The following is a 24,723-nucleotide window of genomic DNA, read 5'->3' on the forward strand; positions in this document are numbered from 1 at the left end:
CATCCCGACTGGACATCCAAATTCTCTTGGATGTCGTACACAGGTGTCAAGACATCGATCAGCCTGCCAGCGAAGCCGCCGGACTCGACCGTTCCATGAGGTTCACCGACATCGCCAGCATCGCCACCGCCAGCGGATCCTGGGTGTCCGTGGCGGCCAGCTCGGACAGTCGCGCCAGGATGTTTCCCAGCGGCGGCGCGGCCAGCGGCTGGCTGCGGCGCCGCACCAGGGCAAGGCTGAGGGCGGCCTGGGTGGCGAGCAGATTCAGCAGCTCCAGGTCGTCGAGTTCCCGGGCGGGCTCGGCCGCGGAATGCCGGTCCAGTACCTCCAGCACGCCGATGCACTCGCCCTCGGCGACGAGCGGAGCGGCCATGATGCTGGCGGGCAGGTAGCCGGTGGAACTCGCGGCGTCGCGGGCGAACAGATCCGTCTCGGCCACCTTGTCCGCGATGAGCGTCTGACAGCTCATCGACACCCAGCCCGCGATCCCGGTACCCGGCGGGAAACGCCGTCCGACCAGCTCCTGCTGGCCCGCGCCGGATACCGCGGCGAACACCAGCTCGCCGGTGTCCGGGCACACCATGAAGACCGACGACGCCGCCGCCCCGTACACATGCTGCGCCACCGTGACCACGGACTGCAGCAGTTGATTCTCAGTGACTCCGCTCAGTGTGGGATGAGACAAGGACTCCACCTTCATTCCGTCGCATCGATACGTTCGCCGCGCACTGGTACAGCACGCTCTTGAGCTGGAACGGCGTGAGCCACGGGTGCTTGCTCAGCGTCAGCGCAGCGATCCCCGCGATGTGCGGGGCCGCGAAGCTGTTCCCCGTGTTGCGGGTGGTGCCGCCGCCCGGGCTGGCCACCGGCACCCGTACCCCCCGGGCGCAGAACTCGACCGGCGGCGACGCGTTGTAGTAGTAACGCATCGGATCGGGCTCGGCGTGGCTCGCCACCGAGATCACCGAGGCGAAGTTCCAGGGAAAGCTCTCGATCGGCAGATTGTGCGCGGCCACGACCAGGGCGCACCGCCGGAAGTACGCGCGGTCACACAGCTCCGCCAGCCGGTTGCGGAACTCCAGCCGGGCGGTCGACAGGCTCATGTTGATCACATCGAAACCCTCCTCGACCGCGAACGCGAGCCCCGCGATCAGCGCTGCCGCGCTGCCGGAACGGCCCTCGGTCAGCACCTTCACCGAGCTCAGTGACACTCCGGGGGCGATGCCGCGCACGATTCCCGCGCACGCGGTGCCGTGCCCGGAGGCGTCCCGGGGCTCGCACTCGCGTACCCGCGGGGCGCGGCCCTCCTCGCTCACCACCTGCCAGGCCCCGTCGACCGGCCCGACCAGCGGATGGTCGGCGTCCACGCCGCTGTCGAGCACACACACCCGGACACCGGCGCCGTCCGCACCGCCCCACGCCCAGTCCGCGTCGACACCGCCGATCAGATCGGCGGGCAGCGAGTCCTCGTCCGGCCCGCCAACCGGCATGCCCCAGGCGGGCAGCCCTGGGGCGTGGCGCGGCCGGTCACGGCGCCACGGCGGGACGGCCGGCCGGTCCGCAGCCTCCGGCGCCGCGCCGGTGGTCACCGGCATGCCGTCACCGCCTCCATCGGCGCGGTTGCGCCGACCTGCGCGTAACAGCCGATCGCGGCGTCGGCCGAGGCCCTGGCCGCGGCCCGATCTCCACGGCCCGCGCACGCGTGGGCGAGGTCGGCGTGCACGTCACCCCGCAGGCACGGATCGTCCGTACGGGCCAGCAGCGCGGTCACCTCGTCGAGGCGGGGATCCGGCAGGTCCGGTCCGCCCACGTCCAGCCGGATCGAGGCGGACAGGCACAGCAGGAGCCCGCGTACGTCCATCTCGGAGCCGCGGGCCAGCAGCGCCGCAACCTCTGCCGCCGCACCGGCCGGGTCCCGCCCCGCCCGCTCGCGAGCCGCCTGGACCCGCAGGGTCAGCGCCCCCGGCCCGTGGTCGGCCCGGTCCAGCACCCCGGCCGCGCGGCGGAAATGCCGCTCCGCGGCGGTATGGTCGCCGGACAGCGCACACACCAGCCCGGCCGCCTGATCGATCAGGACGCCACCCATGGTGAGCTGCAACTGCTCCACCGCCTCCCTTGCCTGCGCCAGCGCGGCCCGCGCACCGGCCTCGTCGCCGATCAGCGCCAGGCAGCGGGCCCGGGCGGCCAGCACCGGCACCAGCAGGAACCGGTCGGCCGCGAACCGTCGGGCCAGCTCCGCACCACCGGCCAGTTGCTCGGCCAGCGGGGTCGGCGACCACTGCCGGATCTCGCACAGCGCCACGAGAAGCCGGTCCTGTTCGTACTCGTCGCCCAGCGTGCGCGCATGCGCCAGGGCGACCAGGGCAGCCCGCTGGGCGGCGGCGAACCGGCCGCGGCCCAGATGGATCAGCATGCGCAGCTGCGCCATGCGGCAGCGGGCGAGCCGGTCCCCCGCCACCGCGGCCAGCCCGCGCCGGATCCGGTCGGGTGGCACGGCGGCCGGCCGGCCGGCGCGGACCGCGAGCAGATGCTGTTGCACCAGGCACGCCGGGCGGTCCAGGCCATCCGCGTCGCCGTTCCCGATGATGTCGGCGACCACCGTCGCGGCCCGCCGGGTGTCGCCCGCGAGCAGCAGCGCGTCACTGAGCCGGATCGCCGCGACCGCGGCGTCGTCGCCGGCCTCGTCCAGATCGGTGCCGCGGTCGGCGCCCGCGACCGCCAGCGACAGGGCGCGGTGCAGCAGGCCGGTCGCCGCCGGAAGGTCGCGTTGACGCAGTGCGGCAGTGCCCTCCGCCAGCAGCGCCCGGCCCGCCCGCCTCGACAACGTCACCAGTTCCGGATCACCCGGGCGCAGCTCGCGGAGCAGGCGTACCGCGGCCTCGCCGTGAAAGCCGGGGCTGAGGCCTGCCTCCGCCAGACGCCGGTGCCGGTCGAGCCGGCGCTGCTTGTCCAGTCGCCCGTACGCCACCTCGTGCACGGGCTGCTGCACGAAACAGAACTCGCCGGGACGGGCCGACGCCCGGATCAAACCACCGGCCGACAGGGTCTCCACCGCCTCCCCGGGCACCGGTTCACCGAGCGCCGCGACCTGATCCAGGGTGAACGTGGAACCGATCACCGACGCCGCGCCCAGCAGCCGCCGCGCCGCCGCGGGCAGCCGGTCGATCATCGCGCCCACCATCGCCGTGATGGTCGGCGGCACCTCGGTGGCCGGGCGGCCCGACTCCACCATGAGCCGGATGAACAGCGGGTTGCCCGCGCTGTGCCGGGTGACGCGTTCCACTAGGTCGAGGCCGTGAGCCTGAACCTCGGCGGCGGGCGCGGCGGCGACCAGCAGCCCGGCCAGCTCGGCGCTGTCCGCGGGGCCGAGCGCGCCGACGTCGAGGACGTCGCAGCGCGGCAGCGCCCGCAACCACGCCGCCCGCCCGGCCGGCTCGGGGCGGGCCACGCAGATCGTCAGCACCGGCAGATCCCGTACGCTCTCCGCCAGCTCACCGACGAGCCGCAGCAAAGACGGGCCGGACCACTGCAGTCCGTCCCACACGACCACCACCGGTCCCGCCGAGGCCGCCGCGGTGAGCAGTTCGCGGGCCGCCCAGGACACCTCCTCCACCCCGGGCCCGGGGCCGGGGTCGTCCCGAGCACCACGTCCGGCACCCCGCAGTGCGGCGAGCGCCGCGGCGATGCGCGCGTCCGCGCGTACCAGGTCGCGGGCCGGTCCCGCCCGGCCGGTCAGCGCGTCCAGCACCTCCGTGAGGGCGACCGCGTTCTCCGGCGGGGCGTACGACGGGCAGGCCCCGACCACCGCCACCGGCTGCGGCCGGAACTCGCCGACCGCCGCCCGTACCAGCCGCGACTTGCCGATACCCGGGGGCCCGAGCACCACCACCGTGCGTCCACGCCGGTCGCATTGCACGCTGCGGTACGCCGCGATCAGCCGCCCGCGTTCCGCCTCGCGGTCGACCATCGGCGAGGAGTCCGCGGCCCGGCCCGTCGCGGCTGGTCCGATCACACGCAACGCCGTGACCGGCTCCGCCTTGCCCTTCAGCGGCAGTGGCGTCAGCGGCTGCAACGTCCAGTGTGCTGCGGCCAGATCCCCCGCGACGTCGTTGACCAGGATCTCGCCCGCAGCGGCCGCGGACTGCAGCCGTGCCGCCACGTTCACCACGTCGCCGACGACCCGCAGTCCCGCCCGCGACGACCGGGTGACCAGGGCCTCGCCCGCCGCCACCCCGCAGTGGATCCGCAACGCCTGCGTGCCGGTGCCGGGGCGGGCCAGACCACCCACCTCGGCGCGGATCCGGGCTGCGGCGCGCAGCGCGCGCACCGCGTCGTCCTCCCCGGAACGGTCCGCGCCGAACACGGCCATCACGGCGTCCCCGATGAACTTCTCCACGGTGCCACCGTGCTCCTCCACCGCGGCCGAGCTGAGCTCGTAGTACTGCTCCAGCAGCAGCTGCAGTGGCTCCGGGTCGACGTCCTCCCCGAGCCCGGTCCAGCCCACCAGGTCGAGGAAGAGGACGACCACCAGCCTGCGACTCACCGGCGCGGGGTCAGAGCAGCTTGAGGTTGTGGGCCACGACCTCGGGCTCGACCTCGTTGAGCCGGTGTTGCACCGCGACGAGGACGGCCGTCTCGTGCTCGGTCAGCGCCGCCAGCACATCGCGTTGCGCGTCGCTCAGGTGCTCGACCGGGAGACCGGCCGCGCGCAGGGCTGCCAGGGAATCGTGCATTTCACTCACCTACCAGGGACAGTTCGGGATTCGGACGGATGGACGCAGCGGCGATCGGCGGAGGCCAGATGCCGACGGGCAGGAGTTGGTGGACGTAGCAGTAGGCGACCAGCTCCGCCCGGTTGCGGCAGTTGAACCGGCCGAGCAGGGCGCTGATCTCCTCGCCCACGGTGTGCCGGCTCAGCCGCAGTTCCCGGGCGGCGCGGTCGGTGGTGTGGCCGCGGGCGAGCATGGCCATCAGCCGCATCTCCCGCTCCGAGACGCGCTCAACCTTCGACGTCAGCATCGTGAGCTCCCCCTCGACGTGGTTCGGACGAACAACTCGCGCACCATGACGGCGGCCATGAACGACACCCCGTGCCAGCCGGCCCGCTGCTCGTACCAGAGCCAGTCGCCGTCCGGATTGGCCTCCAGGAACACCGGTTCGCCGTCGGGGCGTACGAGCAGGTCGAACGCGCCGTACCGCAGGTTCCAGGCGGTGCACAGTGCGCGTACGGCCGCCGCGGCGGCGGCGGGGCAGTCGACCCGGGACACGGTCACGGTCGCCGGATCGGTCCACGCGGCGCCGGGGTCGGGTTTGGTCACCTCGAACGCGCACAGTGCGCCGTCGAGGTGGTAGACGCGCAGTTCCCGGGCGTGTGGCACATACTCCTGCACCACCACCGGGGCGCCGGATCCGCCGGGGACCGCGGCGGCATCGACCACCCTCGGCACCAGCGCGGGCCAGCGCCGCGGATCCGGCTCCGCGAGGCGGAAGTCGGGGATCTTCACCACCACCCGCGGGGTGCCGATCCGCCGGGCGGCGGCGGGCATGTCCGTAGTGATCTCCGTACGCGGAACCGCCACGCCCAGCTGCCGCGCGCCGGTCAGCTGTCCCGGGCCGGCCGGGGCCGCGCCGGGCAGCGCCACGGATGCCGCAGCGGTCAACTGGGCGAGCAGATCGGACCAGCCGGCCGCGGACACCGCGCTCAGCGGACCGTGGGTCGCCATCGTGGCCGCCCCGGCGTGCCGAACCCACACGACTGCGGGCCGCACACGACGCTCATCCACCCACAGCAGTCCATTGTCGACGTCCAGGGATGCGGAGATCTCCGGCAGGTCGGCTCTGGTGATCAGCACCGCGGGCGTACGCAGTGCGTGGGTGAGCGTCTCGTGCACGACCGCGAGCTCGTGCCCACCCGCGCCGGACACCAGCACCACGGCGGGTTCGCCGTCGCGGCACAGGTTCCCCGGCATTGGCATGGCGGAAATGCTAGACAGCCGCCGGGCGGCCGGATGGCAGATAAGCGGCAGTTTCGCGGCAGCTTGAATCGGCGGGCAGCGTCGGCGCCGCGCTTCTCCCCTACCGTCCAGAACCGGAAAGGCCAGCAGCGCAACGGAGGGAGGGATCGTGTCGCGTGATGTGGTGACCGCCGTCGAGCTCACCAAGCGCTATCGACGCAGCGAGGTACCGGCGGTGGACGGCATCTCGTTCGAGATCGGGCAGGGTGAGACCGTCGGCCTGCTGGGACCCAACGGTGCGGGCAAGACGACTCTGATCAAGATGATCTGCGGGGTCACCGCCCCCACCACGGGCCACCTGCGCGTGTTCGGGGCGGACCCGGTCAGCGACCCGGTGGGCGCCAAGACCGGCATCGGCGCCATGCACCAGTCCGGCCCGTACGACGAGATGCTGTCCGGATTGGACAATCTGCAGATCGCCGCCCGGTTCCGGGGCCTGTCGTGGCGCGACGTGCGGCCGTGGGCGCTGGAGGTCGCCGAGTATCTCGGCCTCACCAAGGCGTTGCCGCAGCTCGTCTTCCAGCTCTCCGGCGGACAGCGGCAGCGCCTGCAGATGGTCCGCGCCCTGCTGACGATCCCCAAGCTGCTGATTCTCGACGAGCCGTCCGCGGGCCTCGACGTCGCGGGGCGGCATCAGGTCGAGCGGTTCGTGCGGTGGCTGCGCGACGACCTCGACGTGACCGTGCTGTGGACCAGCCATCACATCGACGAGCTGGAACGCAACTGCCAGCGCATCCTGGTCATCGACCGCGGCCGGGTGCTGCGTTTCGCGCACCCGCGGGAGCTGATTCGCGAGTTCGGCGGCACGCATCTCGTGGTGAGCGTGGACGACGCGGTCGCCGGCAAGGTCGTCGCCGAGTGGGCGGAGACCGCCGGCTTCGCGGCGACGGTGCAGGACAACGACGTACGCATCGACGGCGCCGCCGCCCACGACGTGCTGGCCCCGCTGACGCGGCACTGCGCGGACGCGGGCGCCGCGATCTCCGGGATCGCCACCGTGACGGACTCCCTGGAGCAGGTGTTCCTGCGCATGACCGAGCGCAGCGAGGGCCCCGGAAGCAGCAAGAGCACCGAGAGCAGGGGATGACCGTGACGGAGCTCGCCTTCACCAACAAGCCGCCGGCCGCGGCCGGCCGCACCGCCGACCTGTCCGCGGTGTTCTACCGCGAGTACGCGCTGCTGGCCCGCAACCGGGTCAACCTGATCCTCGGGCTCACCCCGACCCTGGTGTACCTGCTGCTGGTGAACACGTCGCTGGGCAACGTCGTCGGGGACATCACGTACCGGGGCACCCGGCTGCCGTTCGCGGTGTTCCTGCTGCCGATGGTGCTGGCCATGAGCGTGGTCAGCGCGTCCGGCACCACCGGGATGGCGTTGTTCCAGGAGGAGATGAGCGGGGTGTCGACCCAGTTGTGGTCGTGGCCGCTGCGCCGCTCCCGGTTCCTGCTCGGCAAGCTGCTGGCCGGGGTGTCGCTGGTGCTCGCGCAGAGCGTGCTCGCCCTGGTCGTGGCGGTACTGCTGTTCCGGTACCCGTTCGCACTGTCGCACTGGCTGGGCCTGATCGTGGCGCTGGTGCTGGCGTCCGTGGCGTTCAACGGCCTGTACCTGGCCGCGGCGATCCTGATCCGCGACTACCGGACGTTCATGGTGATCACCAGCGTGTCCGTGCCGGTGCTGGTGTTCGCCGCGCCGTCGCTGTCCACCACCCAGCAGTTGCCGACCGTCCTGCAGTGGGTGTCCGTGGTGAACCCGGTGACGTACGCGGTCAAGGGCATGCGCGACGTGGCCATCTTCGGCTTCGGCACGGCCTGGCCGAGCCTCACTGTCCTGGCCGCGGTCGCGGTCGCCGCCAACGTGGTCGCCGGGCGGGCCCTGCTGCGCCGCACCCGCGACGTCTGAGGGGACGCGCATGCAGACCATCGACGCGCCCGGGGCGTGGCTCGCCACGGGCGACGACCGGGCCAAGGTCCGGCTGCCCGGCACGACCCGGGCGCAGCCGCCGGAGGCCACCCTGGAGATGGCCCGGCGCGCCGCGCAGCGCGTCGGGGTCACCCGGGTCGCGGACATCACCCGCCTCGACACCATCGGGATCCCCACGTACCAGGCGATCCGGCCGTTGTCGCGGACGCTGGCGGTCTCGCAGGGCAAGGGGGTCACCGCCGAGCTCGCCCGGCTGTCCGCGATGCTGGAATCCGTCGAGATCTGGCACGTGGAGCAGCCGATGCCGCCGGCGGTCACCGGCACCCCGGCCGAGCTGGCCGATCGGCTGGGCTACGACGTGGCCGCGCTGGCGCGGTCCGCGCCGAGCCTGCTGCACGACGCGCTGCCGCTGGCCTGGGTGCCCGGCCGGTCGTTGGGCGACGGTACGCCGACCCTGCTGCCCCGCGACGTCGTCCGGCTCTCCCTGGAGGCGCCGACGGACTGGCAGCCGCCGGTGTTCTTCTCCTCCACCAACGGACTGGCCAGCGGCAACACCCGGGTCGAGGCGGTGTTGCACGGCCTGTACGAGGTGATCGAGCGCGACGCCGTGACCGCGTCCGTGCAGGGCGGCGACCGGGGCGTACGGGTGGACCCGCGCAGCGGCGGCGTGGCGGACGACCTGTGCACCGCGATCGAGCGTGCCGGGGTGGCCATGGAGGTCCGGCTGCTGCCGTCGGGTACCGGCCTGCCGGTGTTTCTCGCGTGGCTGTCCTGCGACGACTATCCCGCCGCGATGTACGGCTTCGGCTGCCACCTCGACCCGGAGATCGCCCTGACCCGGGCGATCACCGAGGCGGCGCAGACCCGGCTCAGTTATGTGGCGGGCGCCCGCGACGACCTGCAGAGCGACATCGACGACGGCGGCGTACGACGCCGCAAGGAACCGTCCGGCCCGGTCAGCGATCTCGCGGACGTGCTGCCGCTCCCGGTCGACACGTCGAGCCTGGCCGACGATCTGGCGTACGTGACGGACCGGGCCACGGCCGCGTTCGCCCACTGCCCGCTGGTGGCCGACCTGACCCGGGACGACATCGGCGTACCCGTGGTCAAGGTGGTGGCGCCCGGCGCGCGCATCTGCCCGGAGGTGTTGTGATGAGTTCATCGGTGGTCGTGTACACGGGGCCGACCGTCTCCGCGGACGAGGTCCGGGCGGTGCTGCCGCAGGCGCACGTCCGGCCGCCCGCGGCCCGCGGTGACCTGCTGGCCGAGCGGTGGCGGCCGGGCGACGTCGCGGTCGTCATCGACGGCTTCTTCCGGGAGCGGCGGTCCGTCGGCCACAAGGAGATCCTGCGGCTGATCGACGGCGGCGTCGACGTGATCGGCGCGGCCAGCATGGGTGCGCTGCGAGCGGCGGAGCTGGCCCCGTACGGGATGCGCGGGGTCGGCGAGGTGTACGGGATGTACGCCGGCGGCGAGATCGACGGCGACGACGAGGTGGGCGTGCTGCACGGGCCTGCCGCGATGGGCTACCCGGCGCAGACCGTGGCGCTGGTCAACCTGCGGTACGCGTGCCGCGCGGCCGGGCTGTCGCCGCGCATCGTCGAGGCGGCGAAGTCTCTGCCGTTCACGTCGCGGACCTGGGCCGAGATCGGCGCGCTGCTGGACGACGCGGACCGGGCCGAGCTGCCCGCCCTGGAGCGGGCGATCGTGGCGGGAGACGCGGACCTGAAGCGGCGTGACGCGCTGGCGGCGCTGGAGGCGGCCGGGACCACCGGCGCGGAGCGGTCCGCGGCCGACGCGGTGGTGTTCACCGGGCTCAGCGACCACGAGGCGCTGACCCGGCGGTCCCGGCACGAGTACGCCCCCGGCCGCTGGATGTCCGACCTCGACGTGCTGGACGCCGCGCGGCTGTTCGACCCGGAGTACCCGCTGCGGCACGAGCGCGTCCTGTCCGGGCTGCTGGACGATCTGGCACGGGACCAGGATGTCGACGCGGCGGCGTACGCGCGGACCCGGCTCGGCGTCGCCACGGACGCCACACTGCCGGATGCTCTGGCGGCCTGGCTCACCGCCGGGGAGCGCGCCGGGCGCACCCCGGCCGCGCAGGTGCGGCTGGTGATGGTCCGGGTGTGGCCGGTGTGGCAGTCGGTGGACTGGCGCGCGGCCGTCGTGGCCGACCTGCGGCAGTCGGAGAGCTGGCAACGGTTCACCGAGCTGGTCGCGGACGCCGACGAGGCGGCGGAGCAGGCCCGGTACCGCACCGCGGTGCCCCCGCCGGCGCTGTGCGCCCGGATGTTCCAGCGCCACTGGCCGAAGCAGGGCACGTCACCGGAGATCGAGATGGGCCGGCGCGGTTTCGCCGGGCCGGAGGAACTGGGAGCAACCGTGCGGCGGTTCTTCGCGTACGACGTCCAGCGTGGACGCACGCCCGCGGGGGCGGCCCGATGAGCGCGGTCGCCGCCCCGGAGGTGTTCGACCCGAACGCGGCGGAGCATCGCAGCGACCCGTATCCGGTGCTGCACCGGATGCGGGAGCAGGCACCGGTCCATCGGCTCGTGCACGCGCCGAGCGGCCGGGCGTACTGGTATCTGACCCGCTATGCCGACGTGCAGCGCGCGCTGCACGACCCGGCGCTCGGACGGCAGCTCGACCGGCTGCCGGAACACCTCGCCGCCCTCCACCGCCGGTGGGAGTCCGATCCGCTGGCGATGGTGCGGCGCAACGTGTTCAACCTCGACCCGCCGGACCACACCCGGCTGCGCCGCCTGATCGCGCCCGCGTTCGGCGCCCGTACCGTGGCGGCGATCGAGCACCGGATCGAGCAGGTCGTCGACGACCTGGTCACCGGCCTGGCGGACGACGGCACGGTCGACGTGATCGAGCGGCTGGCGCTGCCGCTGCCCGTACTGGTGGTCGCGGAACTGGTCGGTTTCGGCATCGACGACCACGCCCGGCTGCGCCGGTGGAGCGACGACATGCTGCGCAGCCGCGACCCGGTGCAGGTCCGCCGGGCCGGCACCGAGTTCATCGGGTACGTGCAGGAGCAGCTCGCGTTCCGGTGGGCGCATCCGGGCGACGACCTGCTGACCCGGCTGCTGAGCGCCCGGCAGGCGGGCGAGCTCAGCCACCACGAGTTGATCTCCAGCGTCTTCCAGTTGCTGCTGGCCGGCGACGAGACCACGGTCAACCTGATCGGCAACGCGGTGCTGGAACTGCTGCGTCACCCGGACCAGCTGGCCCGGCTGCGCGCCCGTCCGGAGCTGATCGACTCCGCGATCGAGGAGGTCATGCGGTTCAACGGCCCGGTCGGCCACGCCCGCCCGCTGTACGCGCTGGCCGACGTGACGATCGGCGGCACAGTGATCCCGCAGGGCGACACGGTGATCCCGGTGCTGCTGGCCGCAAACCGGGACCCGGCGGTGTTCACCGACCCGGACGTGTTCGACATCGGCCGCAGCCCGAACCGGCATCTCGGTTTCGGGCACGGCATCCACTTCTGCCTCGGTGCCGCGCTGGCCCGGCTCCAGGCGCGCGCCGCGGTCGGTACGCTGCTGCGCCGCCTGCCCCACCTGGAGCTGGCGGCCGACCCGGAGCAGCTGCCGTGGACCCCGGAGCTGTTCCTGCACGGCGTGCGTCACCTGCCGGTCCGGACGGTGCGGCGATGAGCTACCCGAGCCTGGCCCGGCTGGCGTTCGGCTACGCCCCCGCCCAGATCGTGCACGCGGCGGTCCGGCTGGGCCTGCCGGACGCGCTGGCGGACGCGCCGATGCCGGTGGAGAAGCTGGCCGACGCGCTGCACTGCGACGCGGCCACGCTGACCCGGCTGGTCCGGGCGCTGGTGGTGCTCGGCGTCCTGGACGAGGGCCCGGACGACCAGGTCGCGCTCGCCGACCTGGGACGGCCGCTGTGCGCCGACCATCCCCGGTCGATGCGCGCCAGCGTCCTGCTGTACGGCCATCCGGCCGCCTGGCAGGCCTGGGGCGCGCTGGCCGACGGTGTCCGTAGTGGCCAGGCTGCGTTCGACCAGGTCCACGGCATGCCGTTGTTCGATCACCTCGCCCAGCATCCCGACCTGGCCGCGGCGTTCCACACCGCGATGCGGGAGGGCACCGGCGGCATCGCGGCCGCGGTGGCCGGTGCGTACGACTTCAGCGGCGCCCGTACGGTCGTCGACGTCGGCGGCGGCAACGGCGCTCTGCTGGCCGCGGTGCTGACGGCGGCGCCGCACGTGCACGGGATCCTGGTCGACACCGCCGAGGGGGCGGCGGGCGCGGAGGCGACGCTGGAGCGGGCCGCCTCGCCGCAGCGGTGGTCGGTCGCGACCGGGGATTTCTTCGCCGCGGTGCCGGGCGGCGACGTGATGCTGGTCAAGGGCATACTGCACGACTGGGACGACGAACGCTGCGTGCGCCTGCTGCGCAACTGCCGCGAGTCGATCGCGCCGGACGGGCGGCTGCTGGTGGTCGAACCGGTGCTGCCGGAATCGCTCGGCGCCCCCGACGCGGCCGGTGTGGTGCTCAGCGACATCGCCATGCTGGTCTACACCGGTGGACGGGAACGCAGCCGTACCGAATTCCGTACCGTGCTGGCCGCGAGCGGGTTCGATCTCATCGAGGTGACGCCGCCCCTGGGTGGCACCGCTATTCGTGTGCTCATTTCCACTCCTTCCTGATCTCCTTTTCCCGTACCGGAAAGCCATTCGTCCCATTCGGACGAATGGTGCTCCGGCGTGTATTGATAAGTCAATCCGACCCCACATTTGTGGGGTTGTGCGGGGCGGTTCGCAACGGCCACTCTCGACACATCCGGTGAACCATTCCGGCAACAATTTCCAGGAGGAAGACATGGCTTTCGACTCGGCGTCCGCGCTGCGCCAGGCCGGCATTCTCGGCGGTCCGATGACCCCCGAGCTGGAGGAGTTCTACGGCAGCCTGACGCAGGAAGAGACCGAGGTGCTCATCTCGACGAAGAACCGCCTCATGGCCGTTCTGCCGGACGTGGTGGCGCACTCGCAGGAGTGGGCGAAGCCCGAGGCCACCCAGGAGGGCTTCGACGCCGCGATGCTGTGCGCGTGCGGCGCCTGGTCCGGTTCCGGCCACGCCCAGAACTGATCGGTTCACCGTCGCGGGTGCGGCCCGGCGATCCGGTCGGGCCGCACCCGCGGCGGGCCAAACAGGGGAGGATCCATGCGCGGGAACCTGGTGCGCAACCGCTCGTTGTTCGAGGTGCCGAACGACCTGACGTACTTCGTGCACGGCGACGACCACCTCGTCGTCAACCCGGAGGTCGGGGCCCGGTGCGTGCTCACGCCGCGCGAGTTCCGGGTCCTGCAGGCCCTGGCCGGCGGGTCGCCGGCGCCGCTGGAGGAGACCGCGGAGACCGAGCGGGCACTGGCCAAACTCATCCTCCACTGGGTGGTCTACTTCAACGGCAACCGGCCGACCGTGAAGGTCGGCGAGCCGCCGCTGACCATCGCGTACTACGCGATCACGGACGGCTGCAACCTGCGCTGCCCGTACTGCTACGCCTCGTCGGAGAAGTGCCTGCCGGGCGAGATGAACACGGCCGAGTCGATGGACCTGGTCACCCAGCTCGCCGAATTCGGCACGTCGACGATCGTGTTCACCGGCGGTGAGCCGATGCTGCGCAAGGACCTGTTCTCGATCGTCGAGCACGCCAAGCGCTGCGGCATGAAGGCCAACATCATCACGAACGCGACGATGATCCGCACGCCGGCCATCGCGAAGCGGTTCGCCGAGCTGTTCAACGCGGTCACCATCAGCGTCGACGGCGGCACCGCCGAGACCCACGACCGTACGCGCGGCAAGGGTGCGTTCGACAAGACGTACAAGGCGCTGCAGCTGCTCAACGCCGAGGGCGTGAAACCGGCCATCAACCACATCGTCACCTCGGACAACGTGGACGAGCTGGAGAGCTTCGCATCCTTCCTGGACGGCATCGAGGTGCACAGCGTGCGCCTGATGAACCACAACGACCTGGGCCGTGGCGTCGACGACCAGTACGACTTCGGCTGGCAGGACCACCTGCGGGTACAGCAGCTCGTGTGGACCTCGCCGGTCGCCGCGCAGCTCAAGCCGGACGGCCCGCGCCCGGTGAGCCCCTGCTCGGTCAAGGGCAACTGCGGCATGGGCGGCAACGAGATCTACATCAACTCGCTCGGCGACGTGTACCCGTGCAAGCTCGTCACCGGCCGCCAGCACTACGCGGGCAACGTCCGCCGCCAGAAGCTGGCCGAGGTCTTCGCCAGCCCGGTGCTGAGCGACATGCGGCGCAGCACGGTGTACGGCGGCGACTTCCACGCCGACTGCGCCCGGTGCTACATCAAGTCCAACTGCGGCGGCGGGTGCCGGGCCGCGCACATGTCCGAATCCGGTGACCTGAAGCGCAACAGCCGCCACCTGTGCCGGATCCTGCGGCACGGCGTCGTCACCCAGCTGTGGCAGGAGACCGGGGTCACCCGCGCCGAACTGGCCGCGGGCGACCAGGAGATGACCGTCCCCCGCATGGTTGCCACGGGCGAGGTGCACGCCGTGTTCGACCAGTGGAAGACCTATGTACGCACCCCCCGGCCCGCCGTCGCGGTCGGGGAACTCATTCCCATCATGCCGGTACAGAGGAGGTCGGGCGGTGTCCCTGCACATCAGTGATTCGGTGATCTGGCACGAGACCGCGGAGGGGATCTCCCTCTACCACACGGAGTCGGGCGAGTTCCGTACGCTCAACGGCAGCGCCGCCAAGATCTGGGTGCTGGTGGAGAGCGACCAGGAGCGGGAGCCGGTCAAGGACAAGCTGGCGCTGATGTTCGCCGGCGGCAACGCGGCGATGGGTGCCCGCATCCGGTCCGAGGTGGACACGTTCATCGACTCGATGGTCGGCAGCGGCCTGCTCGCCGAAGGCGAACCCGCCGCCGCGGCATGACCGACTGCACCGCGGCGCAGCAAGGGCCAGGAGGGCATGCCCAGGAGGCTCAGCATGACCGACTGCACCGCGGCGCAGCAAGGGCCAGGAGGGCATGCCCAGGAGGCTCAGCATGACCGACTGCACCGCAGCGCAGCAAGGGCCAGGAGGGCATGCCCAGGAGGCTCAGCATGACCGACTGCACCGCAGCGCAGCAAGGGCCAGGAGGGCATGCCCAAGGAGGCTCAGCATGAGCACGGCGGTCGTTCTCGGTGGCGGGTTCGCAGGCGTGCTGGCCGCCGCCGTGCTGGCCCGGCACGTCGACGAGGTCACCCTGGTCGAGGGTGGCGGGCCGTACCCGGACGGGCCGGCGGAGCGCTCCGGGGTGCCACAGGCGCACCACAACCACGTCCTCGTGGCCGGCGGCGCCCGGGCCCTGGAGGCGCTGCTGCCGGGGACGGTGGCCGACCTGCTCGCCCGAGGCGCGCACCGGCGCGATCTGCCCGGCGACGCGCTGGTCCTGTCCGCGGACGGCTGGTTCCGGCGCCACCCGACCGGCGCCGACGTGATTTCGTGCAGCCGGTGGTTGACGGATCACGTCGTGCGGCGGCGGGCGTTCGCGGACGCCGCGGTGACCGTACGGGAAGGCACCCGCGTACGCGCGCTGACCGGCGACGCCGCCCGGGTCACCGGGGTCGTGGTCGAACGGCCCGACGGGCGCGCCGAGACGATCCGGGCGGATCTCGTGGTGGACGCGACCGGCCGCCGTTCCCGATCGGGTCGCTGGCTGGCCGCGCTCGGGGTCGCGGCGGCGCAGGAGGAGACGGTCGACGCGGGTCTCGCGTACGCCACGCGGGTGTTCCGGGCGCCCCCGGATCTGGCCGCGTCCGTTCCGGCGGTCATGGTGCATCCGCGACCCGGGCCGGGGGGTGCCGGCCACGGGGCGACGCTGTTCCCGATCGAGGACGAACGGTGGATCGTCACGCTCACCGGTACCCGGGGCAACGCCCCGCCGGTCCACGAGCAGGACTTCACAGAGTGCGCGTACGCATTGCGCTCGCCCGTCGTGGCGGAGTTGATGGCCGCGGCCAAGCCGCTCGGCGGGGTGCGGCCGTACCGGTCCACCGCGAACCGCCGGCGGTATGTCGAACGCCAGGCAATCCCGGCCGGTTTCCTGGTTCTCGGTGACGCGCTCGTGGCGCTCAACCCGGTCTACTCGCATGGCATGTCGGTCGCCGCGCTGGCCGTGCTGCGGCTGGACCGCGAGCTGGCCCGCCACGGCGCGGACCCGGCCGCACTCCCCCGCATTCAGGCCGCCGTGGCGGCCGAGACGGAGCCGGCCTGGCGCATGGCGACCGTGCGCGACCGTCCGGGCGGTCCGGCCCCCGCCGCGTCGCCGTTTGCACAGCGGGCCCGCGAGTGGGCGGCCCGGGCCACGCTGAGCAGCCCGCTGCTGATGTCGCGCATGTTCCGGGCCCAGATGCTGATCGAGCCGGAGCCGTCGGTGGACGCGACGCGGACCGAACTCGGCGAGGCGCGGACCGAACCGGACGCGACGCGGACCGAACTCGGCGTGGCGCGGGCCGAGGCGAACGCGGCGCTGCTGCGCGAGCTGTCGCGCGACCCGGGGCCGTTGCTGGGCACGGACGAGGCGATCGCCCAGTATCCCGCGCTGGCCGACTGGTGGTTGTCCGGGCGACGGCCCGGGTGAGGAGCGAACCGTGACATCCGATGCCGTACCGCTGATCCCGCGGGCGACCCTGTTCGGCAACCCGGCGTACCTGAAACCGGAGATCTCGCCGGACGGCACCCGCCTGCTGTTCCTGGCCCCCGACGACGGCGTCATGAACGTGTGGTCCGCGCCGGTGGACCGCCCGCACGAGGCCACCGTGGTGACCGACGACCGGGGCCGCGGCATCCGCACGTACGGGGTCTGCCACGACGACCGCACCCTGTTCTATCTGTGTGACACCGGCGGCGACGAGAGCTGGCGGCTGCACCTGGTCGACCTGGTGTCGGGCGAGCGGCGGTGCGCCACCCCGTTCGACGGCATCCAGGCCCGGGTGCTGGCGCACCACCGATGGCATCCGCACACGATCCTGATCGGGCTCAATCTGGACCGGCGGGACCTGCACGACGTGTACGAGCTGGACACCGAGTCCGGCGAACTGACGCTCGTCGCGACGAACCCGGGCTACCTGAGCTGGATCATCGACACCGACCTGCGGGTACGCGGCGGAGTCGCGGCCCGCCCGGACGGCGGCGTCACCATCCACCTGGACCTGGGGGCCGACGAGGCGCGCCCGTGGCTGGAGGTCCCGTACGAGGATGTGCTCGGCACGCGCGTCGCGGGTTGGTCCCGGGACGGCGCCACCTGCTACCTGCTCTCCTCGATCGGGGCCAACGCGAGCCGGTTGTCCGCGATCGACACGGCCACCGGGCGGCAGACGCTGCTCGCCGCCGACCCCACGTTCGACGTGAAGCAGGTGGAGTGGGACCCGGTGACCCGTACTCCGCAGGCGGTGCTGTTCGCCAAGGACCGCGACGAATGGGTGTTCCTGGACGAGGACCACGCGAAGGACATGGACCGGATCCGCGGCGAGCTCGGCCTGCAGGGCATCGACGCGGAGGTGTACGTCGACCGCACCGACCGCACCGACCGCTGCTGGACGGTGTCCGCGGTGACCGGCGCGGGTCCGGTGCACTACTACGTGTACGACCGGAGCGCCGGCCACCTGCGCTACCTCTTCGACCATCAGCCGGAGCTGGGCGGCTACCGGCTGGCCCGGATGGAACCGTTCACGTACGCGGCGCGCGACGGCGTCACGGTGCACGGGTACGTGACGTGGCCGCCGGGCGCCGAGCGCCGCACCCTGCCCGCGGTGGTGAATGTGCACGGCGGCCCGTGGGCCCGCAACACGTTCGCGTTCGACGAGGAGGCGCAGTTCCTGGCGAACCGCGGCTACGCCTGCATCCAGGTGAACTTCCGCGGCTCGACCGGCTACGGCAAGCATTTCCGCAACCTGGGTGCCAAGCAGTGGGGCGCCGCCATGCACACCGACCTGCTCGACGCGGTCGGCCACCTCGTCGGGGCCGGGTCCGTCGACCCGTCCCGCGTCGCGATCATGGGCTGCTCGTACGGCGGGTATGCCGCGCTGGCCGGTGCGGCGTTCAGCCCGGACGTGTTCGCCTGCGCGATCGACCTGTGCGGGCCGTCGAACCTGCTGACGTTGCTGGCCGGTGGGGCGCCGTACCGGTCGCCGCTGCGCGCGTTCATGCACGCCCACGTCGGTGATCCGGACACGGAACGGGACATGCTGTGGGCGCGGTCGCCGCTGTCGCGGGTGGACGACATCGCGATCCCGATCCTGGTGGTGCAGGGCGCCAACGACGTCCGGGTGCCTCAGGCCGAGGCGGAACAGATCGTCGCCGCGCTGAAGGCCAAGGGTCTGCCGCACGAGTACCTGCTGTTCCCCGACGAGGGTCACGGCCTGGCCCGGCCGCGGAACCGGGAGACGTACTACGCCGCGGTCGAGCGTTTCCTGGCGCAACACCTGGCCACCTGCTGACACGGTCAGCAGATGCATGCGGCCCCGCAGGATCGTGGTCCCGGCCTCGCCCGAGGCGCTGATCAACGGGCACCTGCCCGTCGGCTGACACCACTCCCCGCATTCGAGGGCCGTCCCGTGGGGCGGCCCTCACTTCAGCTTGCGCCAGCCTCCGGCCCGGTTGTTCGCGATGATCTGCTGGAACATGGCCGTCAACGCCCGCCGGTTGATCGGCTCGTCCTGCCGTACGGCCACGGTGCGGGCGGTCTTGTTGTCGTGCCCGCCCGTGATGATCCCCTCCGGGTCGGGGACGATCGCGCCGTCGTACAGGAAGACGTTGACGTGGTCGCGCGCGGCCAGCAGCGCGCAGACGTTGCCCTGCAGCACGAAGTACGGCCGGTCGGTGCGCTTGATGGTCTCGGTGACCTCCGGATCGGCGGCGTGGATCAGGTCGCGCACCTCCCGGCAGATCGCCTGCTGCCAGCCGGGCAGCGCCTCGATGTACGCATCCACCCGCGGATCCTTCTGGTAGCTCACGCCTTCGCACGGTACCGGGGGTGCGGCCAGAATGGGCTCAGCAGCCCGGGTTACGCCCCGACGACGAGGATGCGGCCCGGATCGGCGCCTTCGTGCCGGTCTGAGTTTGGTGTCCCGTTCGATCCGCGGGTTCTTGAGGTTTCTTTTGGTCAGACTTCTCGCCTCCCGGCCCCGGCGGACCGATCAGAGAGCCGCGACCGACGTGGTGCCGGCCGAGGGCGACATTCTCCGTGGGGAAGGTGATGCGCTACCGCTGAGCTCGGCGCCCGGTCACGGCAGGATGACGGCCCTGCCGTGACCGGGCCCGGAACACGGATCCGGCGGTGCTGTGTCCACACAGCACCGCCGGATCAGTATTGTTCTGCCTTACCGGACCGTCGTGGTCACTCCCCGGCCCCGGCCCGCGCCGGCCGCGTTGACGGCCTGCACCGTGACGCGGTAGCGGGTGCCCGCCCGGACTCCGGTCGCGGTGAACGACATCGCGCGGGCCGCACCGGACACCACGGTCACGATCGGCGCACCGTACGCGTGACCCTTGGCGTCCAGCCGCTGACGGGTGATCCGGAACTGGGTGATCTTCGCGCCGCCGCCCGAGGCGGGCAGGCTCCACCGGACCGTGGCGGTCAGCTTGCCACCGGCCGCGCCCTTCTTGGCGGTCACGGTCCTCGGCGCGCTGGGCAGGCCCCGCGGCGAGACCTCGGCCGAGGTGGCCGACATGGCCCCGGCGCCGACCGAGTTGACCGCCCGGACCCGGAATCGGTAGACGGTCCCGTTGCCCAGTCCGGTCACCGTGAGGGCGGACGCGGAGGGTGCCGCGATCCGCATCGGGCCGACCTGGGCGCCGCGCACGCTGAGGACCTGGATCTCGTAGCGCAGGATCGGCGCGCCGCCGGTCTGCGCCGCCGCAGTCCACCGCACGGTGGCGAGCCCGTTGCCCGCCGACACCTGGCGGAGGGTCGGCGCGCCCGGCACGGTACGGGTGACCGGCGGTGCAGTCGGCGTGCCCGGGTCCGCCGGGGTGCCGGGGTCGGCCGGGGCGCCCGGGCCGCCGGTGCTCACCGTGACCACATTGGAGGTCGCGGAGAATTCACTCGCCGCGGCGGCGTTGACCGCGCGGACCCAGAAGACGTACGACGCTCCGGGCACCAGGCTGCTGAACGTCAGCGCGGTGGCGTCCGGCCCGGCGACGTCGACGTCGACGACGATGCCGGTCTCGGCGTCGAGCGCCTGCACCTCGTACCCGAGGATGTCGCTGCCGCCGGTGCGGGCGGGCGCGGTCCATCGGACCACGGCGGTGCCGTTGCCGGCCGAGGCCGTGCCGATGGCGGGCGCGTCCGGGGCGACCGGAATCACCGGGGAGTCCGGTGCGGCCGCCGGGGTGACCGGCTCGGACGCGGTGCTGAAGTCGCCCGCACCGGCGGCGGTGACCGGACGGACCCGGAAGGTCACCGGTACGCCGCTGGTGAGGCCGGTGACGACCGTGTTGGTGGCAGTGGCGGGCGCATCGACCAGCCGGGTCGTTGTGCCGTCGTTGACCTCGATCTGGTAGCCGGTGACGATCGCCCCGCTCGAGTCCACGGGCACGGTCCACAGGACGGTGGCCTCGGCGTCTCCCGCGAACGCGGTGACCGCGGTGACCGCGGTCGCGGCGGTGACCGGGACGGTCTGGTCGGCGAACTTCAGCTTCTCGACGTTGCGAACGGTGTCGGTGCCGTCCGGGCCGGAGACGATCAGGGCGTCGCTGACGGGGGTGATGGCGTACTGGTCGCGGTTGCTGGAGAAGACCGCGGTGTCCACCCCACCGTCGGTGGCGGTGCGGATCTCCCGTACGGGGACGATGTCCTTGGGGTTGATCTTGCCGGCGAAAACGTCGGCCTGCAGTTCGGTCATGCTGTTCGCGGTGCGGATCTCCGTGCCGTCGGCGTCGCGGACGCTGAGCCGGACGGTGAGGTACCGGTCGCCGTCGATGATGTCGTCGCCGTCGCGGCCCTCGATGGTGTCGTTGCCGGGCCCGCCGAGCAGGATGTTGCCCTCACCCCACACGTTGCCGTGCAGGTCGCAGGGGCGCCCGGTCTGGTTGCTCACCGCGGCGGCCGGGAGGGGCAGGCTCGTGACGACCTGGTCGAGATTCTTGATCCGGGCGATGCCCGCAGCGTCGAGGGCGTCGCACCCGAGGAACCCGGTGCCGTCGCCGACGGAGGGGGTCACGTCGTCGCCGCGCAGGATGTCGTCGTGCACGCCGCCCGACAGCGCCTCGACCTCGTTGTAGCGGTCCTGGATCCCGGTGACCGGGGTGCCCCGGGGCAGCATCGGCAGGGCCAGGTCGGCGTCCATCGGCTGGTCGTCGCCGCCCTGCTCGGGCCGCGAGGCGATGGACCAGTCGTAGCCGGAGCCGCCCGCGTACTTCTCGACGCCGGGGCCCTGGACGCCGATGTCGTCGCCACCCTCCATGTCGTAGGTGTCGTCGCCACCCTGACCGATCAGTACGTCGCTGCCGGGCTTGTTGGCGTCGTCCAGGAAGAACGGGTTGCCGCTGTCGCCCTGCAGCAGGTCGGGCGAGTTGCCGCCCTCTTCCCAGTCGTCGCCGGAATCGCCCCAGACGGTGTCGTCACCCTCGCCGGCGTTGATGATGTCGTCGCCCTCGCCGCCGAAGGTCTCGTTGGTGTTGGCGCCGCCGTTGGTGAAGTCGTTGCCGTCGCCGCCGAGCACGACGTCCAGGCCGGGGCCCGCGTCGATGGCGTCGTTGCCGGGGCCGCCCTTGCTGATGTCGTCGCCGCCGAGGTCGGTGAGGACGTCGTCGCCTTCGCCGCCGAGCGCGATGTCGTTGCCCGCGCCGCCCTCGATGACGTCGTCGCCTTCGCCACCCCACACGGTGTCGTTGTCGTTGCCGGCGCTGACCCGGTCCCGGTCGTCGGTTCCGGCGAAGACGGACTGGGCGTTGATGCCGGGCTTGTCGACGGTGTTGCGGGCCCGGTACTTGAGGGTGCCGTCGGGCATCCGCATCAGCAGCGCGCGCTCGTCGCAGGCGCTTGCCGGGTCGTCGGCGACCAGGTTGCCGTCCTTGTCGTACCCGGCCGGGGTGCCGGCCAGGCCGGACAGCTCGAACGTGCAGTCGGCGGTGGCGAACGCGTCGGCCCGCAGGCTGTGCGCGGTGGTCGTGCGCCCGATCAGCTCGGCGAACGAGTTGCCCTCCAGCTGGGCGCGCAGGTTCATGCCGGGCGTACGGGCCAGGTAGTACAGCCGGTCGCCGTCCTGCAGGCGGGTGAGCTGCTGCTCGAAGACGTAGTTGAACGTGCTGCCGAGCAGGCCGCCGAACGGGTTGGTGACCTCGGCGAGCCCGCCGATCCACAGGTCGACGTCGTCGAGCCCGGACGTCGTCGTGGTCCATGCGCCGGTGGCGTTCATGAACGCGGCAGCGTCGGCCGGAGGCGTGTCGCCGGTCTGCGGGTCGACGATGGCGCGCGCCGCGGCCCGCTTCGCGGCGGCGGTGGTGGCCGCGACGATGCTCGGGTGCCGGCCGTACGCGGCGACGAAGTTCACCAGCGACTCGGGGTGCTTGAGGTGCTCACCGAAGTCGACCCAGCTCGTGTACGGGGCGAGCTGGCCGTCGTTGGTCTTCTCGCGCAGCGTCCGCCGCAGGTTGTTCAGCGACGGGACACCCTCGGAGCGGCCCCGGGCGATGTTGATCGCGGCCAGGTCCATCGGCAGGCCGAGCAGGTTGTTGCGCAGCGTGTCGGTCATGAACTCGTCGAGCTCGTTGCCGACCTGGCCGGACATGCCGGTGACGATCTCGCCGGCCGCCTGCTCGGGCGTCAGCGTTCCGCCGTTGGTGTACGCGGGCGGGTTGAGGAACCCGTCCAGCAGCGACATGGAGTCGTCGGAGCCGTCCTCGTGCTTGCGGGCGATGCTCTCGTCCAGCATGGAGTGGCCGAAGCGGTAGACCGCGTGCGCGAACTCGGCGTACACGGCGGGGTTCAGTTCCGCCTGGGTGGACGCGAACGGGTTGATCGCGGGCTGGATCTTGCGGGCGAACTCCTCGAAGACGAGGTGCTGGTACTCCATCTCGTTGACGAACCGGGCGGCCTGGAAGATCCGCTCACCGTTCCACGCGTCGCCGATCTGCCACTCGGCCAGCGCGGTGCCGTCGTCGGTGAGGACCCGCTCGATGTCGCGGACCAGCCGGTTGTGCTCGGAGTGGAAGATGTCGTGCACCGCGGTGAGGCCGATGTTCTCGTTGGCCCGGCCGTCACCGGCGATGTAGTGGGCGTCGAGCATCTCGTCGTCGTACGTGCCGGCGGGCTGCTTGGCGAAGTCGGCGCTGGCGGTGTGGTCGTCGTCCGCGCGGGGCGCGACCGGCGCGGTGGCCGGGTTGTGGTCGGTGTCGACCGGGCTCGGGTCGGCGTTGTGCGCGATGTCGGTCAGGAACGGTGTGTCGAAGTGCAGGGTGTCCGCGGGCACCCGGACCGGGTTCGCGGTGTCGCCCTCGATCAGGCCGGAGCGGGTGACGTACTGCGGCAGGCCGCGCGCCGGGCCGGGCACGAACTTTCCGTACGGGTCGGTGAGGATCATCGGCACGTCGGTGACGTCGGCGTCGGTGAGCTGCAGGCCGAGCAGTTCGGCCGCCTGCCGCTTGGTGTCCGCCCAGGTGGGCATGCCGCCGAGCGGGCCGGACAGCAGGTTGCCGGTGGCCACCGGGCGGCCCTGCGGGTCGTTGGCGTACTCGCGCAGGAAGACCTGGTGCGCGGCGTGCGAGGTGTACGCCTGGGACAGGTCGACGTATGGCGTGTCGGTGTTGACCGCGTCCTGCACGTCGTCGGCGGTGCCGAGCTTGCCGTCGGGGCCGGGCTGATTGGCGGCCCGGGTGAGCACCATGAAGCGCATGGACGGCGGGACGTACTTGGCGTCGCCGGGTTTGGGGTCGTCGGCGGTGCCGGGCTTGCGGTCCGGGCCGGCGATCAGCGGGTCGTCGGCCTTGAGCGGCACGATGACCGTGCCGCCGCCCTTCACGGTCTGGTCGATGCCGTGGTCGAAGAACTGCCCGAACAGCGTGAACCACGAGTTGTACGGGGCGGACAGGCCCATGTCCGTGGTGACGTTCGGGATGAACAGGGTGCCGCCGTCGGTCGCGGGCGCCTGCGCGCCGCTCTGCGAACGGACCGGCTTTCCGGCCGCGGCGACGGCGGCCGGGTTGTTCGCGGTCTGGTCGGCGATCAGGTTGCTGATCAGCCGGGGCTGCGAGTCGACGACGGTGTTGTTGGCGCGCTTGTCGGCGTACGTGGTGGACATCGCCGGGCTGCCCGGGCCGAACATGTCCGCCGGTGCGGTTTCCGCGGCCTTGAAGGTCGGGTTCGCGAGCCGGGGGAACTTCTGGTCGGCGGCGCCGAACTTCTCCTGCCCGCCGGTGAGGTTGTTGCAGGTCCCGTCGACCGTGCGCAGACCCAGCGAGAGCGTCGGGTTGGACAGCTGGTCCGGCCCGGCTCCCAGCAGGGCGCCGCACGGGCCGGTCGCGCTGGTGGTGTGCGCGACGTGCGCCTCAGCGATCTTGATCTGCTTGAGGATGTACGCCAGGTCGGCGGGGGTGATGGTGAAGCCCTGACCGATCGGCGCCGCGGCGGCCGGGGTGGCCACCGCGGTACCGGCGACCAGGGTCGTGATCAGGGCACCGATGGCGGTGCGGAGGGGGAGCCTCATTGACGCATCTCCGGGGGAGTCAGGGGAAAAGCGTTGAATTCGTACATCTTGGGCAGGGCCGGTGTGGTCCGGCTCCCGTCCAACTCCCGCCCGGC

Annotated in this window: 19 protein-coding genes; 11 read left to right on the forward strand and 8 right to left on the reverse strand. The window is 72.3% G+C overall.

Going from position 1 to position 24,723, the window contains the following annotated elements:
• Positions 1 to 58: 58 nt before the first annotated feature.
• The 6 genes from ACMCNK_RS12725 to ACMCNK_RS12750 are packed head-to-tail and all read right to left on the reverse strand — an operon-like array spanning position 59 to position 5,975.
• Positions 59 to 694 carry a GAF domain-containing protein gene (locus ACMCNK_RS12725; RefSeq protein ID WP_412736611.1) on the reverse strand — a complete coding sequence of 212 codons (636 nt, stop codon included), beginning with the start codon at positions 692 to 694 and terminating at the stop codon, positions 59 to 61.
• The gene (locus ACMCNK_RS12730; protein ID WP_412736612.1) at positions 654 to 1,595 is read right to left on the reverse strand and encodes a S8 family serine peptidase; all 942 of its coding nucleotides are present in this window, start codon (positions 1,593 to 1,595) and stop codon (positions 654 to 656) included. Before ACMCNK_RS12730 ends, ACMCNK_RS12725 begins: the two co-directional genes overlap by 41 nt.
• Positions 1,586 to 4,543 (reverse strand): AAA family ATPase, encoded by a 2,958-nt coding sequence (locus ACMCNK_RS12735; RefSeq protein ID WP_412736613.1) that lies wholly within the window; start codon positions 4,541 to 4,543, stop codon positions 1,586 to 1,588. The genes ACMCNK_RS12730 and ACMCNK_RS12735 overlap by 10 nt, the downstream gene beginning before the upstream one ends.
• A gap of 10 nt (positions 4,544 to 4,553) precedes the next feature.
• Positions 4,554 to 4,733 (reverse strand): aroma-sacti cluster domain-containing protein, encoded by a 180-nt coding sequence (locus ACMCNK_RS12740; RefSeq protein WP_412736614.1) that lies wholly within the window; start codon positions 4,731 to 4,733, stop codon positions 4,554 to 4,556.
• Position 4,734: 1 nt separating this feature from the next.
• Positions 4,735 to 5,019 (reverse strand): response regulator transcription factor, encoded by a 285-nt coding sequence (locus ACMCNK_RS12745; RefSeq protein ID WP_412736615.1) that lies wholly within the window; start codon positions 5,017 to 5,019, stop codon positions 4,735 to 4,737.
• Positions 5,013 to 5,975, reverse strand: a complete 963-nt coding sequence (locus tag ACMCNK_RS12750) for a hypothetical protein (RefSeq protein WP_412736616.1) — start codon at positions 5,973 to 5,975, stop codon at positions 5,013 to 5,015. The genes ACMCNK_RS12745 and ACMCNK_RS12750 overlap by 7 nt, the downstream gene beginning before the upstream one ends.
• A gap of 148 nt (positions 5,976 to 6,123) precedes the next feature.
• Between ACMCNK_RS12750 and ACMCNK_RS12755 the strand changes: the two genes are divergently transcribed.
• From ACMCNK_RS12755 to ACMCNK_RS12805, 11 genes are all read left to right on the forward strand, one after another.
• Positions 6,124 to 7,101 carry an ABC transporter ATP-binding protein gene (locus tag ACMCNK_RS12755; RefSeq protein WP_412736617.1) on the forward strand — a complete coding sequence of 326 codons (978 nt, stop codon included), beginning with the start codon at positions 6,124 to 6,126 and terminating at the stop codon, positions 7,099 to 7,101.
• Between the two features lie 2 nt (positions 7,102 to 7,103).
• Entirely contained in the window at positions 7,104 to 7,913 is an 810-nt protein-coding gene (locus ACMCNK_RS12760; protein WP_412736618.1) for an ABC transporter permease, read from the forward strand.
• A 10-nt stretch (positions 7,914 to 7,923) separates the two neighbouring features.
• Positions 7,924 to 9,087 (forward strand): YcaO-like family protein, encoded by a 1,164-nt coding sequence (locus tag ACMCNK_RS12765; RefSeq protein ID WP_412736619.1) that lies wholly within the window; start codon positions 7,924 to 7,926, stop codon positions 9,085 to 9,087.
• On the forward strand, positions 9,087 to 10,382 hold the full coding sequence (locus tag ACMCNK_RS12770; protein ID WP_412736620.1) for a TfuA-like protein: 1,296 nt from the start codon (positions 9,087 to 9,089) through the stop codon (positions 10,380 to 10,382). Before ACMCNK_RS12765 ends, ACMCNK_RS12770 begins: the two co-directional genes overlap by 1 nt.
• Positions 10,379 to 11,599 carry a cytochrome P450 family protein gene (locus ACMCNK_RS12775; RefSeq protein ID WP_412736621.1) on the forward strand — a complete coding sequence of 407 codons (1,221 nt, stop codon included), beginning with the start codon at positions 10,379 to 10,381 and terminating at the stop codon, positions 11,597 to 11,599. The genes ACMCNK_RS12770 and ACMCNK_RS12775 overlap by 4 nt, the downstream gene beginning before the upstream one ends.
• Positions 11,596 to 12,606, forward strand: coding sequence for a methyltransferase (locus tag ACMCNK_RS12780; RefSeq protein ID WP_412736622.1), 1,011 nt, complete (start codon positions 11,596 to 11,598; stop codon positions 12,604 to 12,606). The genes ACMCNK_RS12775 and ACMCNK_RS12780 overlap by 4 nt, the downstream gene beginning before the upstream one ends.
• Positions 12,607 to 12,778: 172 nt before the next feature.
• A complete protein-coding gene (locus tag ACMCNK_RS12785) occupies positions 12,779 to 13,045 on the forward strand; it encodes a StsA-related sactipeptide RiPP (protein ID WP_412736623.1) in 267 nt (88 codons plus the stop codon).
• 75 nt (positions 13,046 to 13,120) lie between these two features.
• A complete protein-coding gene (gene stsB / locus ACMCNK_RS12790; RefSeq protein WP_412736624.1) occupies positions 13,121 to 14,602 on the forward strand; it encodes a StsB family radical SAM/SPASM domain sactipeptide maturase in 1,482 nt (493 codons plus the stop codon).
• Complete coding sequence (locus tag ACMCNK_RS12795) at positions 14,583 to 14,873, forward strand: PqqD family protein (RefSeq protein WP_412736625.1); 291 nt, start codon at positions 14,583 to 14,585, stop codon at positions 14,871 to 14,873. Before stsB ends, ACMCNK_RS12795 begins: the two co-directional genes overlap by 20 nt.
• A 229-nt stretch (positions 14,874 to 15,102) precedes the next feature.
• Complete coding sequence (locus ACMCNK_RS12800) at positions 15,103 to 16,563, forward strand: NAD(P)/FAD-dependent oxidoreductase (protein WP_412736626.1); 1,461 nt, start codon at positions 15,103 to 15,105, stop codon at positions 16,561 to 16,563.
• A gap of 10 nt (positions 16,564 to 16,573) precedes the next feature.
• On the forward strand, positions 16,574 to 18,421 hold the full coding sequence (locus tag ACMCNK_RS12805; protein ID WP_412736627.1) for a prolyl oligopeptidase family serine peptidase: 1,848 nt from the start codon (positions 16,574 to 16,576) through the stop codon (positions 18,419 to 18,421).
• Positions 18,422 to 18,550: 129 nt separating this feature from the next.
• On the opposite strand, the gene ACMCNK_RS12810 is transcribed toward ACMCNK_RS12805, so the two are convergent.
• Both ACMCNK_RS12810 and ACMCNK_RS12815 read right to left on the reverse strand, forming a co-directional pair.
• Positions 18,551 to 18,937, reverse strand: coding sequence for a DUF1801 domain-containing protein (locus tag ACMCNK_RS12810; RefSeq protein WP_412736628.1), 387 nt, complete (start codon positions 18,935 to 18,937; stop codon positions 18,551 to 18,553).
• A gap of 366 nt (positions 18,938 to 19,303) precedes the next feature.
• On the reverse strand, positions 19,304 to 24,628 hold the full coding sequence (locus tag ACMCNK_RS12815; protein WP_412736629.1) for a peroxidase family protein: 5,325 nt from the start codon (positions 24,626 to 24,628) through the stop codon (positions 19,304 to 19,306).
• Between the last annotated feature and the right edge of the window lie 95 nt (positions 24,629 to 24,723).

Source organism: Krasilnikovia sp. MM14-A1259 (assembly GCF_047159535.1).
In the GTDB taxonomy this organism is placed as follows: domain Bacteria; phylum Actinomycetota; class Actinomycetes; order Mycobacteriales; family Micromonosporaceae; genus Actinoplanes.

Excerpts from the sequence above, each read along its gene's own strand:
- ACMCNK_RS12800 (WP_412736626.1), top strand. The coding sequence starts at position 15,103 with ATGAGCACGGCGGTCGTTCTCGGTGGCGGGTTCGCAGGCGTGCTGGCC.
- ACMCNK_RS12785 (WP_412736623.1), top strand. The coding sequence starts at position 12,779 with ATGGCTTTCGACTCGGCGTCCGCGCTGCGCCAGGCCGGCATTCTCGGC.
- ACMCNK_RS12740 (WP_412736614.1), bottom strand. The coding sequence starts at position 4,733 with ATGCACGATTCCCTGGCAGCCCTGCGCGCGGCCGGTCTCCCGGTCGAG.
- stsB (WP_412736624.1), top strand. The coding sequence starts at position 13,121 with ATGCGCGGGAACCTGGTGCGCAACCGCTCGTTGTTCGAGGTGCCGAAC.
- ACMCNK_RS12765 (WP_412736619.1), top strand. The coding sequence starts at position 7,924 with ATGCAGACCATCGACGCGCCCGGGGCGTGGCTCGCCACGGGCGACGAC.
- ACMCNK_RS12750 (WP_412736616.1), bottom strand. The coding sequence starts at position 5,975 with ATGCCAATGCCGGGGAACCTGTGCCGCGACGGCGAACCCGCCGTGGTG.
- ACMCNK_RS12730 (WP_412736612.1), bottom strand. The coding sequence starts at position 1,595 with ATGCCGGTGACCACCGGCGCGGCGCCGGAGGCTGCGGACCGGCCGGCC.
- ACMCNK_RS12770 (WP_412736620.1), top strand. The coding sequence starts at position 9,087 with ATGAGTTCATCGGTGGTCGTGTACACGGGGCCGACCGTCTCCGCGGAC.
- ACMCNK_RS12780 (WP_412736622.1), top strand. The coding sequence starts at position 11,596 with ATGAGCTACCCGAGCCTGGCCCGGCTGGCGTTCGGCTACGCCCCCGCC.
- ACMCNK_RS12775 (WP_412736621.1), top strand. The coding sequence starts at position 10,379 with ATGAGCGCGGTCGCCGCCCCGGAGGTGTTCGACCCGAACGCGGCGGAG.
- ACMCNK_RS12745 (WP_412736615.1), bottom strand. The coding sequence starts at position 5,019 with ATGCTGACGTCGAAGGTTGAGCGCGTCTCGGAGCGGGAGATGCGGCTG.
- ACMCNK_RS12815 (WP_412736629.1), bottom strand. The coding sequence starts at position 24,628 with ATGAGGCTCCCCCTCCGCACCGCCATCGGTGCCCTGATCACGACCCTG.